15 protein-coding genes and 2 pseudogenes are annotated in these 17,498 nt (G+C 70.7%); 6 read left to right on the top strand and 11 right to left on the bottom strand.

What is annotated here, in order from left to right; genetic code table 11:
- Positions 1-27 precede the first annotated feature (27 nt).
- From ACRQ5B_RS02365 to ACRQ5B_RS02355, 3 genes are read left to right on the top strand one after another with little or no spacing between them, the layout of a single operon-like run.
- Entirely contained in the window at positions 28-1,422 is a 1,395-nt protein-coding gene (locus ACRQ5B_RS02365) for an OFA family MFS transporter (protein WP_432396579.1), read from the top strand.
- Position 1,423: 1 nt separating this feature from the next.
- Positions 1,424-1,567, top strand: a complete 144-nt coding sequence (locus ACRQ5B_RS02360) for an MFS transporter small subunit (RefSeq protein WP_290258633.1) — start codon at positions 1,424-1,426, stop codon at positions 1,565-1,567.
- A gap of 2 nt (positions 1,568-1,569) precedes the next feature.
- Positions 1,570-3,396, top strand: a complete 1,827-nt coding sequence (locus ACRQ5B_RS02355; protein ID WP_432396576.1) for a gamma-glutamyltransferase family protein — start codon at positions 1,570-1,572, stop codon at positions 3,394-3,396.
- Between the two features lie 63 nt (positions 3,397-3,459).
- Here ACRQ5B_RS02355 and ACRQ5B_RS02350 read toward each other — a convergent pair whose 3' ends face one another.
- From ACRQ5B_RS02350 to ACRQ5B_RS02320, 7 genes and pseudogenes are all read right to left on the bottom strand, one after another.
- Entirely contained in the window at positions 3,460-3,882 is a 423-nt protein-coding gene (locus tag ACRQ5B_RS02350) for a hypothetical protein (protein ID WP_432396573.1), read from the bottom strand.
- A 270-nt stretch (positions 3,883-4,152) separates the two neighbouring features.
- A pseudogene (locus ACRQ5B_RS02345) lies at positions 4,153-4,888 on the bottom strand (YqjF family protein).
- Complete coding sequence (locus ACRQ5B_RS02340; RefSeq protein ID WP_432396570.1) at positions 4,888-5,667, bottom strand: isocitrate lyase/PEP mutase family protein; 780 nt, start codon at positions 5,665-5,667, stop codon at positions 4,888-4,890. The pseudogene ACRQ5B_RS02345 and the gene ACRQ5B_RS02340 overlap by 1 nt, the downstream one beginning before the upstream one ends.
- A 60-nt stretch (positions 5,668-5,727) precedes the next feature.
- Positions 5,728-6,117, bottom strand: a complete 390-nt coding sequence (locus ACRQ5B_RS02335; RefSeq protein ID WP_432396567.1) for a DUF1622 domain-containing protein — start codon at positions 6,115-6,117, stop codon at positions 5,728-5,730.
- A 48-nt stretch (positions 6,118-6,165) separates the two neighbouring features.
- Positions 6,166-7,080 (bottom strand): SDR family oxidoreductase, encoded by a 915-nt coding sequence (locus tag ACRQ5B_RS02330; RefSeq protein ID WP_412882302.1) that lies wholly within the window; start codon positions 7,078-7,080, stop codon positions 6,166-6,168.
- Positions 7,081-7,238: 158 nt separating this feature from the next.
- On the bottom strand, positions 7,239-8,144 hold the full coding sequence (locus ACRQ5B_RS02325; RefSeq protein ID WP_412882305.1) for a nuclease-related domain-containing protein: 906 nt from the start codon (positions 8,142-8,144) through the stop codon (positions 7,239-7,241).
- Between the two features lie 235 nt (positions 8,145-8,379).
- On the bottom strand, positions 8,380-9,282 hold the full coding sequence (locus ACRQ5B_RS02320) for an MSMEG_6728 family protein (RefSeq protein ID WP_432396563.1): 903 nt from the start codon (positions 9,280-9,282) through the stop codon (positions 8,380-8,382).
- Between the two features lie 145 nt (positions 9,283-9,427).
- On the opposite strand from ACRQ5B_RS02320, the gene ACRQ5B_RS02315 reads away from it, so the two are divergent.
- Positions 9,428-10,000, top strand: a complete 573-nt coding sequence (locus ACRQ5B_RS02315; RefSeq protein WP_432396560.1) for a hypothetical protein — start codon at positions 9,428-9,430, stop codon at positions 9,998-10,000.
- An 84-nt stretch (positions 10,001-10,084) separates the two neighbouring features.
- On the opposite strand, the pseudogene ACRQ5B_RS02310 reads toward ACRQ5B_RS02315, so the two are convergent.
- Together ACRQ5B_RS02310 and ACRQ5B_RS02305 are read right to left on the bottom strand one after the other, a co-directional pair.
- A pseudogene (locus tag ACRQ5B_RS02310) lies at positions 10,085-10,737 on the bottom strand (transglycosylase family protein).
- A 220-nt stretch (positions 10,738-10,957) separates the two neighbouring features.
- Positions 10,958-13,597, bottom strand: coding sequence for an ABC transporter (locus ACRQ5B_RS02305; RefSeq protein WP_432396557.1), 2,640 nt, complete (start codon positions 13,595-13,597; stop codon positions 10,958-10,960).
- Between the two features lie 48 nt (positions 13,598-13,645).
- Here ACRQ5B_RS02305 and ACRQ5B_RS02300 point away from each other — a divergent pair, with 48 nt between their 5' ends.
- Positions 13,646-14,797: an adenosine deaminase gene (locus ACRQ5B_RS02300; RefSeq protein ID WP_432396554.1), complete on the top strand. Its 1,152-nt coding sequence runs from the start codon at positions 13,646-13,648 to the stop codon at positions 14,795-14,797.
- A gap of 71 nt (positions 14,798-14,868) precedes the next feature.
- Here ACRQ5B_RS02300 and ACRQ5B_RS02295 read toward each other — a convergent pair whose 3' ends face one another.
- A complete protein-coding gene (locus tag ACRQ5B_RS02295) occupies positions 14,869-15,843 on the bottom strand; it encodes an aldo/keto reductase (RefSeq protein ID WP_432396551.1) in 975 nt (324 codons plus the stop codon).
- Positions 15,844-15,952: 109 nt separating this feature from the next.
- Positions 15,953-16,393 (bottom strand): DUF2177 family protein, encoded by a 441-nt coding sequence (locus ACRQ5B_RS02290; protein ID WP_432396550.1) that lies wholly within the window; start codon positions 16,391-16,393, stop codon positions 15,953-15,955.
- A 141-nt stretch (positions 16,394-16,534) separates the two neighbouring features.
- Here ACRQ5B_RS02290 and ACRQ5B_RS02285 point away from each other — a divergent pair, with 141 nt between their 5' ends.
- Positions 16,535-17,401, top strand: coding sequence for a DUF1295 domain-containing protein (locus ACRQ5B_RS02285; protein WP_432396547.1), 867 nt, complete (start codon positions 16,535-16,537; stop codon positions 17,399-17,401).
- Positions 17,402-17,498: the final 97 nt, after the last annotated feature.

Here is a 17,498-nt window from a genome sequence, read left to right as displayed (position 1 = left end):
GTCCCCGACTGAGCAAGGGGAGCACCAATGGGCTGGCTGGACCGTGACCGCACAATCGCCCCTCCGGGGTTCAACCGCTGGCTGGTTCCGCCCGCCGCGCTCGCCGTGCACCTGTGCATCGGCCAGGCCTACGCCACCAGCGTGTACAAGACCGCCCTGGTCAAACACTTTGGCGCCAGCCTGACCGAGATCGGCATCATCTTCTCCATCGCGATCGTGATGTTGGGCCTCTCCGCCGCCATCATGGGCACCTGGGTGGACAAGAACGGCCCGCGCAAGGCCATGTTCACGTCGGCCATGTTCTGGGCCAGCGGCTTCCTGATCGGCTCCCTCGGCATCTTCACCCGCCAGCTGTGGCTGGTCTACCTGGGCTACGGCGTGGTGGGCGGCATCGGCCTGGGCATCGGTTACATCTCGCCGGTGTCCACCCTGATCAAGTGGTTCCCGGACCGGCCGGGCCTGGCCACCGGCATGGCCATCATGGGCTTCGGCGGCGGCGCGCTGATCGCCAGCCCCGTCTCCACCGCCCTGCTGAAGGCGTACGACCCCAACTCCGGCGCCCAGGGCTGGGTAGCCAGCGGCGACGCTGTCGGCAAACTCTTCCTGACACTCGCCGTCGTCTACCTCGCCTACATGCTCTTCGGCGCGTTCACCATCAAGGTCCCCGCCGACGGCTGGAAGCCCGCCGGCTTCGACCCGTCCAAGGTCAAGGCCGCCAAGCTGGTCACCACGGACAACGTCTCGGCCAAAAACGCGGTGAAGACCCCGCAGTTCTGGCTGGTCTGGGTGGCGCTGTTCTGCAACGTCACCGCCGGCATCGGCATCCTGGAGCAGGCCGCTCCCATGATCCAGGACTTCTTCCGCCAGCCCGGCGGCACCTCACTGGTCAGCGCCGCCGTCGCCGCCGGTTTCGTGGGCCTGCTCTCCATCGGCAACATGGCCGGCCGCTTCGCCTGGTCCGCCACCTCCGACGTCACCGGCCGCAAGCGCATCTACATGGTGTACCTGGGCGTCGGCGCCGTGCTGTACGTGCTGCTGGCCCTCGCCGGATCGTCCACCACCATCCTCTACGTGGCGCTGGCGTTCCTGATCATCTCCTTCTACGGCGGCGGCTTCGCCACCGCCCCGGCCTACCTGCGGGACCTCTTCGGCACCTTCCAGGTGGGGGCCATCCACGGCCGGCTGCTGACCGCCTGGTCCGCCGCCGGCGTCGCCGGACCGCTGATCGTCAACGCGTTCCTCGACGCCCAGGGCACCCCGGGCAAGCTGACCGCCGCGTCCTACCAGCCGGCGCTGCTGACCATGGTGGCCCTGCTGGTGGTGGGCTTCTTGGCCAACCTGATGGTCAAGCCAGTCGCCGCCCGCTTCCACGAACCCCGTCCCGAGAGCAACCGCTCCACCGAACCCGCCATGGAGGCCTGAGATGAGCACCCAGCACCCGCACGGAGCCGACACCCCCGTCAACGCGTCCCCCGCCCGGCTGACCATCGCGTGGGCCCTCGTGGGCCTGCCGCTGGCCTACGGCGTCTACGAGACGCTGACCAAAGTGACGGCGCTGTTCGGCTGAGCATGACGTTTACCGCGCCGGAACAGTTCACCACCCGGCCCACCCTGCAGGGCACCTTCGGCATGAGTGCCTCGACGCACTGGCTGGCGACGGCGGCCGCGCAGGCGGTGCTGGAACGCGGCGGCAACGCGTTCGACGGCGCCGTCGCGGCAGCCTTCGTCCTGCACGTCGTCGAGCCGCACCTCAACGGGCCCGGCGGGGACATGACCGGCGTCTTCGTGACCGCCGCGGACCCGGACACCCCGGTGGTGCTCATGGGCCAGGGCCCGGCGCCGGCCGCCGCCACCGCGGAGCATTACCGCAGCGAGGGCCTGGACCTGGTTCCCGGGTCCGGGGCCCTCGCCGCGGCCGTGCCCGCCGCCGTCGACGCCTGGCTCCTCCTGCTGCGCGACCATGGCACCTGGGAACTGGACGCGGTGCTGGAGTTCGCGATCGGCTACGCCCGCGACGGCCACCCGCTGCTGGGCCGGGTGGGCGCCACGATCGCGACCGTGGCTGAGCTGTTCCGCGAGCACTGGCCCAGCTCCGCCGAGCTCTGGATGCCCGGCGGCACCATCCCCGCCGAGGGCAAACTGTTCCGCAACCCGGCCTACGCCCGCACCCTGGAACGCCTGGTCGCGGCCGGACAGGCCGACGGCGGCTCCCGCGAGGACCGGATCGACGCGGCCCGGCGCGAATGGAGCCAGGGGTTCGTGGCCAGCGCAATGGTCGCCTCCGTCCAGCTCCCGCACCGGCACTCCTCCGGCACGGACCACGCCGGCGTCCTGGCGGCCGAAGACGTGGCCGGGTTCCGCGCCCGGTACGAGCCAGCCGCCACGGTCGAGTTCCGCGGCCACACCATTGCCAAGACCGGACCCTGGGGCCAAGGCCCGGCGTTGCTGCAGACGCTCGCGATCCTGGACGGGTTTGAGGACCGGTACCTGGACCCGTCGACCGAGCTCGGGGCGCACACCATCCTGGAGGCGCAGAAACTGGCGCTGGCGGACCGGGAAGCCTACTACGGCGACACCGACGTGCCGCTGGACTACCTGCTCTCACCGGCATACTGCGCCGAACGGCGCGCCCTGATCACCGAGCAGGCCTCCCACGAGTTCCGCCCGGGGACGGTACCCGGCCGGGAACCCTACCTGCCGCCGCTGCGGACCGAATACACCCCGCCCGCCCTGGTCCACGACGGCGCCGGGCCGGGCCCCGCGGAGCTGGGCGCCGGGGAACCGACGGTCGCCCGCACCGGGGAGACCCGCGGCGACACCTGCCACCTCGACGTCGTCGACCGCTGGGGCAACATGGTCTCTGCCACCCCCTCGGGCGGCTGGCTGCAGTCCTCCCCGGCCATCCCGGAGTTGGGGTTCTGCTTGGGCACCCGGCTGCAGATGACCTGGCTCGAGGAAGACACCCCCTCCACCCTGACGCCGGGGAAACGGCCCCGCACCACCCTGACGCCCACTCTGGTGCTCCGCGACGGGCACGCCGTCGCCGCCCTCGGCTCTCCCGGCGGCGATCAGCAGGACCAGTGGCAGCTGCCCTACCTGCTGCGCACGATCGTGGGCGGCTACACCCCGCAACAGGCCGTTGACGCGCCCGCCTTGCACACGACGTCGATGCCAGGCTCCTTCTGGCCGCGCACGTGGGAACCCGGCGGCGCGGTGGTCGAGGAACGGCTGGGCGACGAGGTCATCGCCGGGCTGAAGCGCCGCGGCCACGTGGTGACGACGGCGCCGGGCTGGAGCCTGGGCCGGCTGTCCGCCGTCGCGCGGGACCCGGAAACCGGGGTACTGCAGGCAGCAGCGAACCCGCGGGGCGCGCAAGGGTACGCCGCGGGGCGGTAACCACGCTGCGGTGGTCCGGTAGGCATCGCACGGCGGGCCGGTTGGTGGGCCCGGTCCGGCCGGCTACCGACCGTGGCCGTGCTCCAGGCAGAGCGTGGAGCTGAACTGCTCGATCGTGTCCGGTGTGCCGGGCGCACTGGTGAAGAGCGACACCGCGGCGGCGGCCTCCCCGGACGTGAAGCGGCCGCCGCCGGCCGGCAGCGTCAGTGTGACGGTCTCGGTCTCGCCCGTGCAGGGGTGCTGGCCCGAGCCGGCGCCGCCGACGACGTCGGGCCCTGGCTCTGCCGCCTGGCTGAGGACGATCCCGATGCCGGCGCTCCGGCCCTCATCATACCGGTAGCTGAAGCGGACCTGCACCTCCGCGCCGTGGCCGCGAAGGGTCGCCGCCTTTAGGTTGACCGGGTTGCCATCGTCGTCGGCGTGGGCGGGTACCGCCGCCGCGAGCATGGCCCCGCCGAGGGCCACACAGCCGGTCAGCGCCGCCAACAGGTGCCTGCGCCTGAGCGGACCCGGGCGGCTCTGTTGGAGCGTCTGTCGGAGTGCCGCGGTATTTTCTGAGACCTCGGGGCTGTGGTTCATGAGGTGCCTGCCTTGGCGCCCGGGGGTTTGGTGGCCGGGACCCCCTCCACTAGACGCCCGATGGGCGCTTCGCAGACAGGGACAAAAGACCTTCAAGCCCGGTCGGGTCCGCCGCGGCCCCGTAAGCCTGGGTCCGCCGCGGCCCCGTGCGCCCGTCTCCGTCAGCGGCCGGCCCCCTCAGCTCCGGCCCGCCGTGCCCGTCAGCACCCGCGGCCGGCCGAACTGGGTCCGGACCCCGGGGAGTAAAGCACCGACTCCGGCGGCCCGGCTACCGAAATCCCGGCCGCAGCCACCAGCCCGTCCTCCAGCCGCGCGATCCCCGCCGGATACAGCGGCCAGGGGGTGTGCGTGTTGGGGATGTACAGCGTCTGGCCGCGGAACCGGGAATGCAGCCCGAACCGCGCCGTCAGGTGCACGGAGAGCGGGTCCGCGGCGTCGCCGTCGTAGCCCGGCACCACGGCGAAGTCGCTGGCCGCCCCGCCCCGGAACCGCCGCACCGTGTACCCGGTGGCGTGATCGTCCGGGGTGGGTGGCCGGTAGCCGTCCCGGGACCAGACGTACGGGATGCCCGCGGCCCGCGCCGCGAGGACCACCGCCAGCCGCGAGGCGTCCAGGGACAGGAACACCACGCCGCGGGTGCCGTCCGGTTCGCGCGAGTAGAGCCGGACGTTGATCTCGGTGAAGCTGCCGAAGTACGGGATGGCCGGGCCGGTGCCGATGCCCGCGCCCTGCATCCGGAAGCCGATCAGGCCCACCCAGGCGGACCCGTCGAACTCGTCAGGCTCCACCCCCGCGGGCATGAAGCGCGCGGCGGTGGCCAGGGGATGCGCCAGTGCAGGAACACCGCGTCCGTCCAGCGCTGGTCCATGATGACCGGGCGGGGCAGCTCCGGCGCGGCGGGCCAGGAATCCATTAGTTCAGCGGCCGGGTGCCGTCGGGCAGGGCACCGCCGGCGAGGAGCTGGGCGGCGGCGTCGGCCAGGGCGGTCAGCGCCACCCGCTGGGTCCATGGGCCGTAGGAGATCCGGGCGACGCCGAGTTCCTGCAGGCGGGCCGGGGCGAGGGAGCCGGGGACGTTGATGACGGAGACCTTGTTCCAGCCGATCCCGTCCACCAGCGCGGCGACGGTTTCCTCGTCCAGCAGCCCGGGCACGAAGACGGTGGTGGCGCCGACGTCGAGGAACGCGCGGCCGCGTTCGATCGCGTCGGCGAGGACCTCGCGCTGGTCACGGTCCTTGCTTTTGAGGAACGCGTCGGTGCGGGCGTTGAGGACAAAGTCGATGCCCTCGTCCGCGGCGGCTTCGGTGACCGAGCGCATCTGGGCGACGGCGTCGGCCAGGGGCCGCATCTGGTCCTCGATGTTCGCACCGACGACGCCGACGCCGATCGCCTTCCGCACGGCCTCGCCGGGGGTTCCGTAGCCGGATTCGAGGTCGGCGCTGACCGGCAGCTCCGTGGCGGCCGTAATCCGGCCGATGGCGGCGATCATCTCATCGAGCGGGATGTTCTCGCCGTCCTCGTAGCCCAGCGACGCGGCGATGGAGTGGCTGGCCGTGGCGAGCGCCTGCGTGCCGGGCACGTCGCCGATGACCTTGGCGCTGATGGCGTCCCAGACGTTGACGACCTGGAGGATCTCGGGCGCCTGGTGCAGGCGCAGGAGTTCGGTGGCTTTGGAGGCTGTGGTTTCCGTCATTTCGCGAGCCTAACCGGGTGCGGCGGTCCCGGAACAGGGGTTTTGCTCAGGGATGAACGGTCAGGCCGCGCCGGCCTCGGCCCGGCTGCCGGAGGAGGGCTTCTGCCAGGGCCAGCGGCCGGTGATCTCCAATTCCAGGGAGAAGCTGAGGAAGGTCCGGATCAGCACGATGATGGCCAGCACGGCGACGCTCTCAAAGGTGGGGGTGATGGCCACGGTGCGGATGATGTCCGCCGCGACCAGCAGTTCCAGGCCCAGCAGGATGGACCGGCCCAGCAGCTGCCGGTAGGACCGGTACTTCGAGAGCGGCTCCGAATCGACCGGCAGGCCGCGCGGCTGGACGCCCCGCAGCGCCATGGGCAGCGACACGAGGGCGCCCACCACTATCACCGCCACCCCGGCGAAGTCCATGAAGCCGCCGACGGCCTCGATGATGCTCCTGAAGTCCATGCTGCTCCTTGGGACGAGGTGGGTGGCGTGGTTTTGCTGCTGCCTGTGTCAGGGGTGGCGGACGCCGACGCCGGCCAGTACGGCGCGGTAGCCCTCGCGGTAGCTGGGGTAGGTGAACTCCAGGCCGGTGCCGCGCAGCAGGGCGTTGCTGACCTTCTTGTTGCCGCCGCGGGACGGCTCTCCTGAACTGCGGCCGGCGGTTGGGCGGTCACCGCCGGTGCGGCCGCCGTCGTCGGGGTTCTCGGCCTGCGGGGCGGGCAGGCCCAGCTCGGCAGCGAGGAAGGTGAGGACGTCCGCCATCTCGGCCGGTTCGTTGTCGACGCCCAGGTAGAGCGGCGCCGGATCGGCGTCCATGGTGCAGAGGTGCACGATCGCGGCGGCGGCGTCGTCGCGGTGGATGCGGTTGGTGAGCTTGGAACCGGCCGGCAGCGTGGCCTTGCCGCCGCGGACCATGTCGATCAGGCGGGTCCGGCCGGGGCCGTAGATCCCGCCGAGCCGCAGCACCACCGGGGCGATGCCGGTTCCTTGGAGCCGGTCGGCCAGCAGCTGCTCGGCCTCGAGGATGATGCGGCCGGAAAAACCGCCGGGATTCGGTGCGGTGGTCTCGTCCACCCAGCCGCCGTCAGCGTCGCCGTAGACCGCCGTGGAGGAGACGAACAGCACCCGCCGCACGGGGGCCCCGGAGGCCGTGACGGCGTCGAGTACGCGGGCCAGGCCGTCCACGTACGCGGCGCGGTAGGCCTCCTCGGTGGGGGAGTCGGCGGCGACGGCCACGACGACGGCGGTGGTGTCCGCCGGGACCGGCGGCAGCTCACCGCGGGTCAGGTCCGCCGCGAAACCCTCGATTCCGGCAGGCAGCTTCTCCGGCGAGCGGCGCCAGCCCACCACGCGGTGTCCGGCGGCGGCGAACCGAAGCCCGGCCTCGGTCCCCAGGTCGCCGCATCCGGCAAGCAGAACAGTCATACCGGCAAGTCTGCCAGCAAATCGGAGCGGGCTTGGTTGCGGGGCGTCGCCGGCCGGTTGGTGCTCGCCGTTTGCTGGGACTCGGCCCGACTCGCGGGTTCGGCCCGCGCTCGCCGCATGGAAACACCGAGTGCGGACCGAACCAGCGAGTGGATGGGCTATCGCTTCGGAACGGGCTGGACCACCGTCGGTGTCGGGTGTGGAGCTGGCGGGCCTGCCGGCGCTGCCGTTCTTAGACCGGAGAGAAAGTTGAAGATGAAGGACAGCAGAATCATGAGGACGGCCAACCTGAAGAGCGCACCAAGGCAGCTGGTCTGTTGTGGGCCCCTGCGGCGGCGTTGACTCCGTGCTGGCGCCTTCGAGCGTGCCCATTGGTCTCGCCGGGAGCCCGGGTTTCGGGGTGGCACGGTGGCGGCACTGGGTGGCCGCGATGCTGTGGTGCTGGACGCGGTGAACTGCGCCGTGGAAAGCAGCTGCGGGCTGGTGGCGCCACCCAGGAGAGACTGCAGATAGGCATGGATTGTTGGAATCAGGGCCGCATCAAGGACCGGAGGCAGCTCGGCAACCGCCCGCGCAATGGTGTTGAGACCCTCGATGCGTGTGCCACCGCTCGCCGTACCGCTGAGCTCCGGCTGGCCTACCAGGCAGATCCATCCCTGCACCAACCGCCGATGCCCCGGTTCCAGTACCGCCGCCACGGCGGCCGCCTGCTGCCCGACCCCGGCAACGCTGTGGTGTCGGGCATATCCGTTTTGCCGGAGAGTTCCGCCGGAGAGACTGACCTCTCCGTTCCAGTTCTTGGCGTCCACCACCACAATGCCGCCCGGACCGATTAGGACGTGGTCAAGATTTGCCTGGGGCCGCCCCGGCCAGTGGACATCGTGGATGACCTGCCAGCCAAGCGGCTCAATCTCTCTGAGTTTCTCAGCGAGGATTGCTTCGCCCGCTGCACCCAGGGACCAGGCGTGGGCGTTCCGCTCGGCGTGCTCCAGCTCCCGTCGCAAACGTGCAACCCGTTCAGCTGCGAGCCGCGACTTCTCCGCGGCTCCTTCTCCTGCAGCCATGACTTCCCCCAAGCAGTGTCTGGCGTGATGCCCGTCGCCGAAGCGATGGGACGGTGGCAGACACCATATGTCACAGGGGCTGGTCTCACCAGTCACATCAACGGACTCACTCGCGGGTCCGGTCCGCTCTCGCCGCATGGAATCGCCGAGTGCGGTCCGAACCCGCGAGCGGAAGGCCGGCCACGAACGAGGGGCCGCCCGCAGAAACCCCGCCCCGCGGAGACCCCGCCCTCGCCTAGCGCGCGGGGATCGGGAAGAAGAGCCGGGGGTCCTGCAGCAGGGCCGGGTAGTCGAATTCCTCGCGGGCTATGACCTCGTCCACCTCGAAGTTGCGGGCGAATCGGCCCTCCACCTCGATCGGTCGTCCCACGACCTTGCCGACGGCGAAGGTGCGGCCGGCGTCGAACGGGACAGCCACCACGGACTTGCCCGGGAGCGTGGTGAACGCCTCCTCTTGGGCCAGGCGCTTGCGGGTGGGCTTCTTCGGCTGCGGCTTCGCGGGCCGCTTCTTGGCGTTCTTCTCCGGCCGGCGGGAGGTGGGCTCGGCGTAAACGAACTGGTACTCGCCGTCGTCCGGTGCCGCGCCCTTGCCGCGCACGGGCGGCAGGCTCACGGTCAACAGGTCCGAGGGATCGGTGCCCTCGACGGGCAGCCGCAGGATCCACATCTTCTCGCCCTCGGGGTCCTCCGGCAGCAGCTCGAGCTTGGGCTCTGGCCAGAGGTACTCCAGGTCCGGGTCCGTGCCGGGGAACACGTCGGCGTAGAACGCGGGCTCCTTGGCCAGCAGGCGGGAGCGGTGGGCGAGGTGGAACCCGGGGTCGCCCAGCCAGTACGGCATCTGGATCCGGTCCGCGTAGTCCGGGTGGCCGGCCTGCGGAGCGAACTCGAGGATCCTGCCGCGGGTGGTGTCCTCGCCGCCGCGGGCCACCCATTCATCAACCATTGCCAGGCCGTACATGGTCAGTGCGGGGACGTGGCCCATCCACATGCGGACGGCCGGGTGGGTCTGCCAGCCGTACTGGGGGATGACCAGGGCGCGGAGCACCTGGAGGGCCTCGACGCGCTGCTTGCCCAGCCGGGCACGGTCCAGGGCCGCGGCGCTTTGCCGGAAATCGGAGTAGGGCAGGAAAGTTTGCATCTCTCCAGTTTGAGGCCGCGGCCCCGCATCGCCAATTGCGGGCCGCCCGGGGTGAGCGTGTTCACATGTCGGGCGCCTACAGACAGCTCCCAGCCGCGGGATTTATCATGGATCGGAACCACCCACGCTCCACGGAAGATCCGCCATGACCCCTGAAACCACGGCGCCTTTTGCGCCCAAATACGGACAGATGCTCAGCCCGGAAGCCAACGGCATCCTGGTGCTCGAGGAATTCACCCTGGACCCGGCCGCGGCCCGCAAGGAACAGCACGGCTTCCGCGCGGCCCTGGCGTCAGTGGCGCTGACGATGCGCAGGATCCTCGCGTTCCGCATGCTGATCGCCCTGGTCGCCATCGCCAACCTGCCGCTATTCCTGCTCTCCAGCGGCTGGGAAATCTACGTGGTGTCCGTGGCCCTGGTGGTTGCCGTCCACGCCGCGGTGACCTGGCTGAACCGGCATGAGCCGCGGCTGAAGCAGCGCCGGCTGCTGGAACTGCACCTGCACCGGGAGCGTAGCGACAATTACCGCAAGGTCCGCGACGCCGTGAAGTACGTCATCGACACCCCCGCGCGGATGAACGAGCAGCTCTACCTCGAGCTCCTGGCCGCCAAGCGCGTGGCCCTGAACCTGGCCCACGGCACGGTGGCGCTGCTGGACACCAGCGACGACGCAGCGTGGAAGGTCCGCATCATCCGCGAGCTGCCGCGCACCGCCTGAGCACCTGCAGAGACAACAAAACGACGACGCCGGAGCGGCCCCGAAAGGCCGCCCCGGCGTCGTCGTTTTGTCGTGCCCTGAAAGTTAGGCCGGAAGCTGCAGGACCTGCCCGGCGAGGACCAGGTTCGGGTCGCTGATGGTGTCCGTGTTGGCGTCGGCCAGGGCCTGCCAGCCGCCCTTGATGTTCAGGTGCTCGGCGATGGTGCTGAGGCTGTCGCCGCTCTGCACGGTGTACGTCTTGCCGCTGAGCGCCACCGGGGCCGCGTGCCGGGCAGGAACGGGTGCCTGGACGGGCGCCTGCACCGGGGCAGACCGCGGCGCGGCCTGAACCGGGGCACTCTGGACGGGGGCGGACTGCACGGGCACGCTCGCCCCGCCGCCTCCGCTGAGGCCCAGCTGCGCGGCGCAGGACGGCCACGCGCCCCAGCCCTGGCTGGCCTGGACGTTCTGGGCGACGGCGATCTGCTGCTCGCGGGTGGCGTTCGCCGGGGAACCCGTGCCGCCGTTGGCCGCCCAGGTGCTCTGGGTGAATTGCAGGCCGCCGGAGAAGCCGTTGCCGGTGTTGGTGCTCCAGTTGCCGCCGCTCTCGCACTGGGCCAGGGCGTCCCAGGTGGAGGTGGACGTGGCGGCGGGGTCGCGGCGCTGGCGGCCGTGGCGGAGAGTGCGACGCCGGCGGCGGAGATGGCGGCGAGGGCGGCGCCGCGGCGCGCGGCAGTGGTGATGGTTGAGGTCTTCATGTGGTTCAGCTGCTCCTGAGGGCCACCTGCGCTCGGCCCGTCCCCGGGCGTTGTCGCGCCACTGCCCGCCCCTGACAATAGAGGTCATCTGCGGTGTCTGCCGATCGGGCAGTTCTGGTGGAGGCAGCACCGGGCATGCGATCGCCCGATTTCGGGCATCCGCCCACGCTAGGGCAGACCCCCGCAGGTTTCAACCCCGCCGCCTGCCCCAGCGCTTCCCTTAGTGCCGGGCGCGGCTTCCGAGGGCGGACTTCAGGTACGGCGCGGTGCGGCTCTTGGCGGAGCGGGCGACGGCGGCCGGCTCGCCCGCGGCGATGATCCTGCCGCCGGCGTCCCCACCGGCCGGGCCGAGGTCGATCACCCAGTCAGCGGCGGCCACCACGTCCATCTCGTGCTCGACCACCACCACCGTGTTTCCGGCGTCGACCAGGCGGTGCAGTTGGGCCATCAGCAGCTCGACGTCGGCCGGGTGCAGCCCGGTGGTGGGCTCGTCCAGCAGGTAGAGCGAGTGCCCGCGCTGGGCGCGCTGGAGTTCGGTGGCAAGCTTGATCCGCTGCGCCTCGCCGCCGGAGAGCTCGGTGGCGGGCTGGCCCAGCCGTAGGTAGCCGAGGCCCACCTCGCGGAGCGTCTGCAGGGCCCGGGACGCGGCCGGCACGGCGGCGAGGAATTCGGCGGCGGCGTCCACCGTCATGCCCAGCACCTCGGCGACGTTCCGGCCCTGATAGGTGACCTCCAGGGTTTCCGGGTTGTAGCGGGAACCGTGGCATTCGGGGCAGGGGCCGTAGCTGCCGGGCAGGAAGAGCAGTTCGACGGCGACGAAGCCCTCGCCCTGGCACGTCTCGCAGCGGCCGCCGGCGACGTTGAAGGAGAACCGGCCGGCACCGTAGCCGCGGGCCTTGGCCTCGTCCGTGCCGGCGAAGACCTTCCGGACTGCGTCGAAGAGGCCGGTGTAGGTGGCCAGGTTGGAGCGCGGCGTCCGGCCGATCGGCTTCTGGTCCACCTTGACGAGGCGGTCGATCAGTTCCAGGCCGGTCACGGGCCCGACGGTCAGCGGTTCGGCGAGCTCCCCGGCATCGTCGGCATCGTCTAGGTCACCGGCGGATCCGGCGGCGGTGGCAGCGCCGCCGCCTGTGCCGCCGGACGTGACGTCGCCGTCAGCACCGCCGTTGTCCCCGTGCAGCCAGCGGCCGGTGACCTCGGCGAGGACCTGGCTGACCAGCGTGGATTTCCCGGACCCGGAGACACCGGTGACGGCGGTGAGGACGCCCAGTGGGAACTCGGCGTCGAGGTGCTGAAGGTTGTGGCGGCTGATGTCGCGCAGCTTGAGCCAGCCGGACGGTACACGGGCGCCGCCGCTGTCGCCGCGCAACCCCGCACCGCCGTCGTCGTCACCGGGCCCCGAACCACCCGGGAACAGGTACGGCCGCGTGACCGAAGCGTCCACGCCGGCGAGCCCGTCCACCGGGCCGCTGTAGAGCACCTCGCCGCCGCCCTCGCCGGCCCGCGGACCCACGTCCACCAGCCAGTCCGCCCGGCGCACCACGTCCATGTTGTGCTCCACCACGAACACCGAGTTTCCGGCGGATTTCAGTTGGTCCAGCACGGCCAGCAGCGGCTCAGCGTCGGCCGGGTGAAGGCCGGCGGAGGGCTCGTCCAGGACGTAGATGACCCCGAACAACCCGGACCGCAGCTGGGTGGCGATCCGCAGCCGCTGCATCTCGCCGGGGGAGAGGGTGGGGGTGGAGCGGCCCAGCGCCAGGTAGCCCAGGCCCAGATCCAGCAGCACGGTGACCCGCTGCAGCAGGTCCCGGGTGATGGCGACCGCCACCTCGTTGGTTTCCCCGGACGACTGTTTCCGGGAGGCCGTCCCGGCGCCGGTCAGCTCGGTGGTGGGGCGGATAATGTCGGCGAGCTCGCTCATCGGAACCGCGTTCAGCTCGGCGATGGTCCGGCCCGCGAAGGTCACGGCCAGGGCCTCGGGCCGCAGCCCGCTGCCGCTGCAGCGCGGACAGGGACCGGTTTCCATGAACTTGAGGACCTTCTCGCGCATGGTGGAGCTCTTCGAGTCGGCAAGGGTGTGGAGCACGTAGCTGCGGGCGCTCCAGAACCGGCCCTTGTACGGCTTGGCGACGCGGTCCCGCTGCGGTGTCACCTCCACCACGGGCTGTTCCTCGGTGAAGAGGATCCAGTCGCGGTCTTGTCTGCGCAGCTTCCGCCAGGGGGTGTCGATGTCGTAGCCGAGGTGGCTGAGGATGTCGCGGAGGTTCTTGCCCTGCCAGGCGCCGGGCCACGCGGCGATCGCACCGTCGCGGATGCTCAGGCTTGCGTCCGGGACCAGCGAGGATTCGGTGACGGTGTGGGCGATGCCCAGGCCGTGGCATTCCGGGCAGGCGCCGGCGGCGGTGTTGGGCGAGAACGCGTCCGAATCCAGCGGGGTGGCCCCGGCCGGATAGGTGCCGGCGCGGGAGAAGAGCATCCGCACCGAGTTGGACAGCGTGGTCACCGTGCCCACGGTGGAGCGGGAGCTGGGGGTGCCTCGGCGTTGCTGGAGCGCGACGGCGGGCGGAAGCCCGGTGATCAGCTCCACCTTGGGGTTGTGGCCCTGCTGGATCAGCCGCCGGGCGTAGGGCGCCACCGATTCGAAGTAGCGGCGCTGGGCCTCGGCGTAGATGGTTCCGAAGGCCAGGGAGGACTTGCCGGAGCCGGAGACGCCGGTGAACGCCACGATCGCGTCGCGGGGGACGTCGACATCGACGTTGCGCAGGTTGTTCTCGCGCGCGCCGCGGACCCGGACGAAGCCGTTCGTGGGAGCCTCGGGTGCCACGCCGGGAAGATCGGAAGCCTGCTGATCATTCTGCATTGTATTGACTCTATCCGGCCCGGCCCGCTGCGGGCATATCCTTACCGAATGGAAAGTTACGACGGCGGCGCCCAGGCGCCGCAGGCAAAGAACGGCGTGCCGCAGGCGGAGAGCGGCGTGCCGCAGGCAGAGAGCGGCGTGCCGCAGGCGGAGCAGACAGCAGAGACCCGGCCCGAGGCGGTGCCCGGGTTCGCGGAGGTCCCGGAGGAGGTCCACGGCCCGCTGCCGGTGGCCGAATTGCACCTGCACATCGAGGGCACCCTGCAGCCGGAGCTGATCTTCGCGCTCGCGGAGCGGAACAACATCGCTTTGCCGTACGCGGACCTGGAGGAGTTGCGTGCCCGCTACGAGTTCACGGACCTGCAATCCTTCCTGGACCTCTACTACGCCAACATGGCCGTGCTGCAGACCGAGCAGGACTTCGCGGACATGACCCGGGCCTACCTGTCCCGCGCGGCCACGGCCGGGGTGCGGCACGCGGAGATCATGCTGGACCCGCAGGCGCACCTCTCCCGCGGCGTCGCCCTGGAGACCTGCGTCAACGGCGTCGCCTCCGTGCTGGCCACCTCACAGGAGGAGTTCGGCATTTCCACCCTGCTGATCGCGGCGTTCCTCCGGGACCTCTCCGAGGAGTCCGCGCTGGAGGTGCTGGAGCAGCTGCTGGCCATGAACGCTCCGATCGCCGGGATCGGCCTGGACTCCGCCGAGGTGGGCAACCCGCCGTCGAAGTTTGAACGGCTCTTCGCCCGGGCCAAGGACGCCGGGCTGCACCGGATCGCGCACGCCGGCGAGGAGGGCCCGCCGTCGTACATCGTCGAGGCGCTGGACGTCCTGGACGTCGAACGGATCGACCACGGCATCCGCTGCATGGAGGACCCGGACCTGCTGGAACGTCTGGTCCAGGAACTGATGCCGCTGACCGTCTGCCCGCTCTCCAACGTCAGGCTCCGCGCCGTGGACACCCTGGCCGACCACCCGCTGCCGGGGATGCTCGCCGCAGGCCTGAACGTCAGCGTGAACTCGGACGATCCGGCGTATTTCGGCGGCTATGTGGACGACAACTTCAGCCAGCTCAGGAGCGTGATCGGCCTCTCCGAGTTCGACTGCGTCCGGCTCGCGGCGAACTCGATCCGCTCCTCGTTCGCCAGTGAGGAGCGGAAGACAGAGCTGCTGGCCGGGCTCGCCGCCTCCGGCCGCTAAACCCGGCCCGGCGCCCCCGGACCGTGCCCGGCAGCGCCGGACCCGGCCCGGCAACGTCGGGTTCAACGGGCTCAGGCGTCGATGCTGCCCATGTCCGGGTAGCGTCCGCCGGCGGCCACGCCGGCCGGTGCCAGCTCCTCCAGTCGGGCCAGGTCCTCGGCACTGAGTTCGACGTCGACGGCCCCGAGGTTCTCCTGCAGCCGGTCGCGCTTCTTGGTGCCGGGGATCGGCACGATGTGCTCACCCTGGGCCAGCAGCCAGGCCAGCGCCAGCTGCGCCGGGGTGCAGCCCTTGGCGGTGGCCAGCTCGGTCACCCGGTCCACGAGCTGCAGGTTGCGGGTGAAGTTCTCGCCCTGGAAGCGCGGGGAGTGGCGGCGGAAGTCGTCCGGGGCGAAGTCGTCCTCGCTGCGCAACTGCCCGGTGAGGAAGCCGCGGCCCAGCGGGCTGTAGGGGACGAAGCCGATGCCCAGCTCGGCCAGCAGCGGGAACACCTTGGTCTCTGGTTCCCGTTCCCATAGCGAGTACTCGGTCTGCAGTGCGGTGATGGGGTGCACGGCGTGGGCCCGGCGGATGGTGTCCGCGCTGGCCTCGGAGAGCCCCAGGTGCTTGACCTTGCCGGCCTGGACCAGTTCGGCCATGGCGCCGACGGTCTCCTCAATCGGGACGGTCTTGTCCACCCGGTGCTGGTAGTACAGGTCGATGTGGTCCACGCCGAGGCGCTGCAGGCTCGCGTCGCACGCGGCCCGGACGTACTCGGGCTTGCCGTTGATGCCCACCCAGGAGCCGTCCTCGCGGCGTTCGTTGCCGAACTTGGTAGCCAGCACGACGTCGTCGCGGCGCCCCTTGATCGCGCCGCCCACCAGCTTCTCGTTGGTGAAGGGCCCGTACATGTCGGCGGTGTCCAGCAGGGTGCCGCCGGCGTCGAGGAAGGCGTGGATGGTGGCGACGGACTCCTGTTCATCGCCCTTGCCGTAGAACTCGCTCATGCCCATGCAGCCGAGGCCCAGGGCGGAGACGGTGAGCGAACCAAGCGTGCGGTGTTCCATGGGGGTTCTCCTGACACTGTGGGAGGGGCCGCGGATCGGCCCCCTGGGGAGTGGGGGTGGCGGCGATCAGGCCACTGTAGCCAGCCTGATTGCCCCGGGCAACGGGTGCTCAGTCCCTGGCGGCGGTCACTGCGCGGGGTCGGTGCAGCCGCAGGATCAGGGCCACCAGCGGGCTGACCGCGGCGCACACGGCAGCGCCCCAGGCGATGTCCGTGACGGCGACGACGGCGGGAAAGTCCTTGAGGACGGCAAACGCGGTGAGGGCCCAGGTGGCGTAGGTGAAGAAGCCGAAGAGCGCCCCGGACCGGGCCCGGCTTCGGAGGCTGGCGCGGGTGTCCGCCGGGCGCACGCCGTAATGGACGATTCCGGCGACGTAGACGAGGTAGAACAGCACGGCGCCGGCGGCGTTGAAGCTGGCCGGGAGCAGGTGGCCGATCTGGCTGCGGTACTGCGGGGTGGCCACGGTGAGGATCCAGACGGCGTCGACGGCGGCAAAAATCACGGCGGTCACGGCGTAGGCGAGCAGCCATTTCCTGAGTGGACGGGTCATGGGAGCTCCTTCGGGGCGTGGTGCGCGGTTGACGGTGGGCGGGGCGTAGCCGGTGGAGACGGAACTTTCCTCAATACTAGTTCGTAGGCTTAGTAGTTAGCGCCGGCACCGGGACCGGGCCGCCAAGGGAAGGAACGCTCCATGAAAGAGTCCGAACGCAAGGCCCTCGCCGCCATTCCGGTGGTGATTCTGCTCGGAGCCGGGCTCGCCTGGGCCGGCAGCCAGAATGGGGCGGTGACCGGCGGGATCCCGGTGTTCGCCCTTGCCGTGGCGGCCGCCTTCGTCATCCAGTGGCTGGCATTCATCCCGGCGTACCTGCGCCAGACGGAGCGGTTCTACGACCTGACCGGGTCCCTGACCTACATCTCCGTCACCGTTCTGCTGGTGCTGCTCACCCCCGGCATCGACGCCCGGGGCTTCCTGCTGGCGGCACTGGTGCTGGTGTGGGCCGCCCGGCTGGGGTCGTTCCTGTTCCGCCGGATCAGCAAGGCCGGCAAGGACGACCGCTTCGATGAGATCAAGCCCTCCTTTGTCCGCTTCCTCAGCACCTGGACCATGCAGGGGATCTGGGTGGCCTTCACCGCCGCCGCTGCGTGGGTGGCCATGACTTCGGCCCACCGGGTGGGGCTGGACTGGTTCGCCCTGATCGGCGTGCTGGTCTGGGTTGCCGGGATTGGCATCGAGGCGACGGCGGACCGGCAGAAGGGCCAGTTCAGCGCGGACCCGGCCAACAAGGGCAAGTTCATCTCCACCGGCCTCTGGGCGAAGTCCCGCCACCCCAACTACTTCGGCGAGATCCTGCTTTGGGTGGGCGTCGCGATCATCGCCCTGCCCGTGCTGCAGGGCTGGCAGTGGGTGGCACTGATCTCCCCGGTGTTCGTCGCCCTCCTGATCACCAAGGTCAGCGGCGTCCCGCACCTGGAGAAGAAGGCGGACAGGACGTGGGGCGGCCAGGCCGACTACGAGGAGTACAAAAAGAACACCCCGGTGCTTATCCCCAAGCTCTGATCCGCGTCATATCCGGTCACGACACCGGCCGAATCGCCGCGCCCGGTCGCGGAAGCCGGGGAACCTTGGCAAAATGCAGGTGGATCAATAGCTGCTA

Origin of the sequence: Pseudarthrobacter sp. L19 (assembly GCF_050859435.1) — a bacterium.
Classification (GTDB): domain Bacteria; phylum Actinomycetota; class Actinomycetes; order Actinomycetales; family Micrococcaceae; genus Arthrobacter.
The sequence above is the reverse complement of the archived record's forward strand: the minus strand, read 5'-3'. Positions and strand labels throughout refer to the sequence as shown.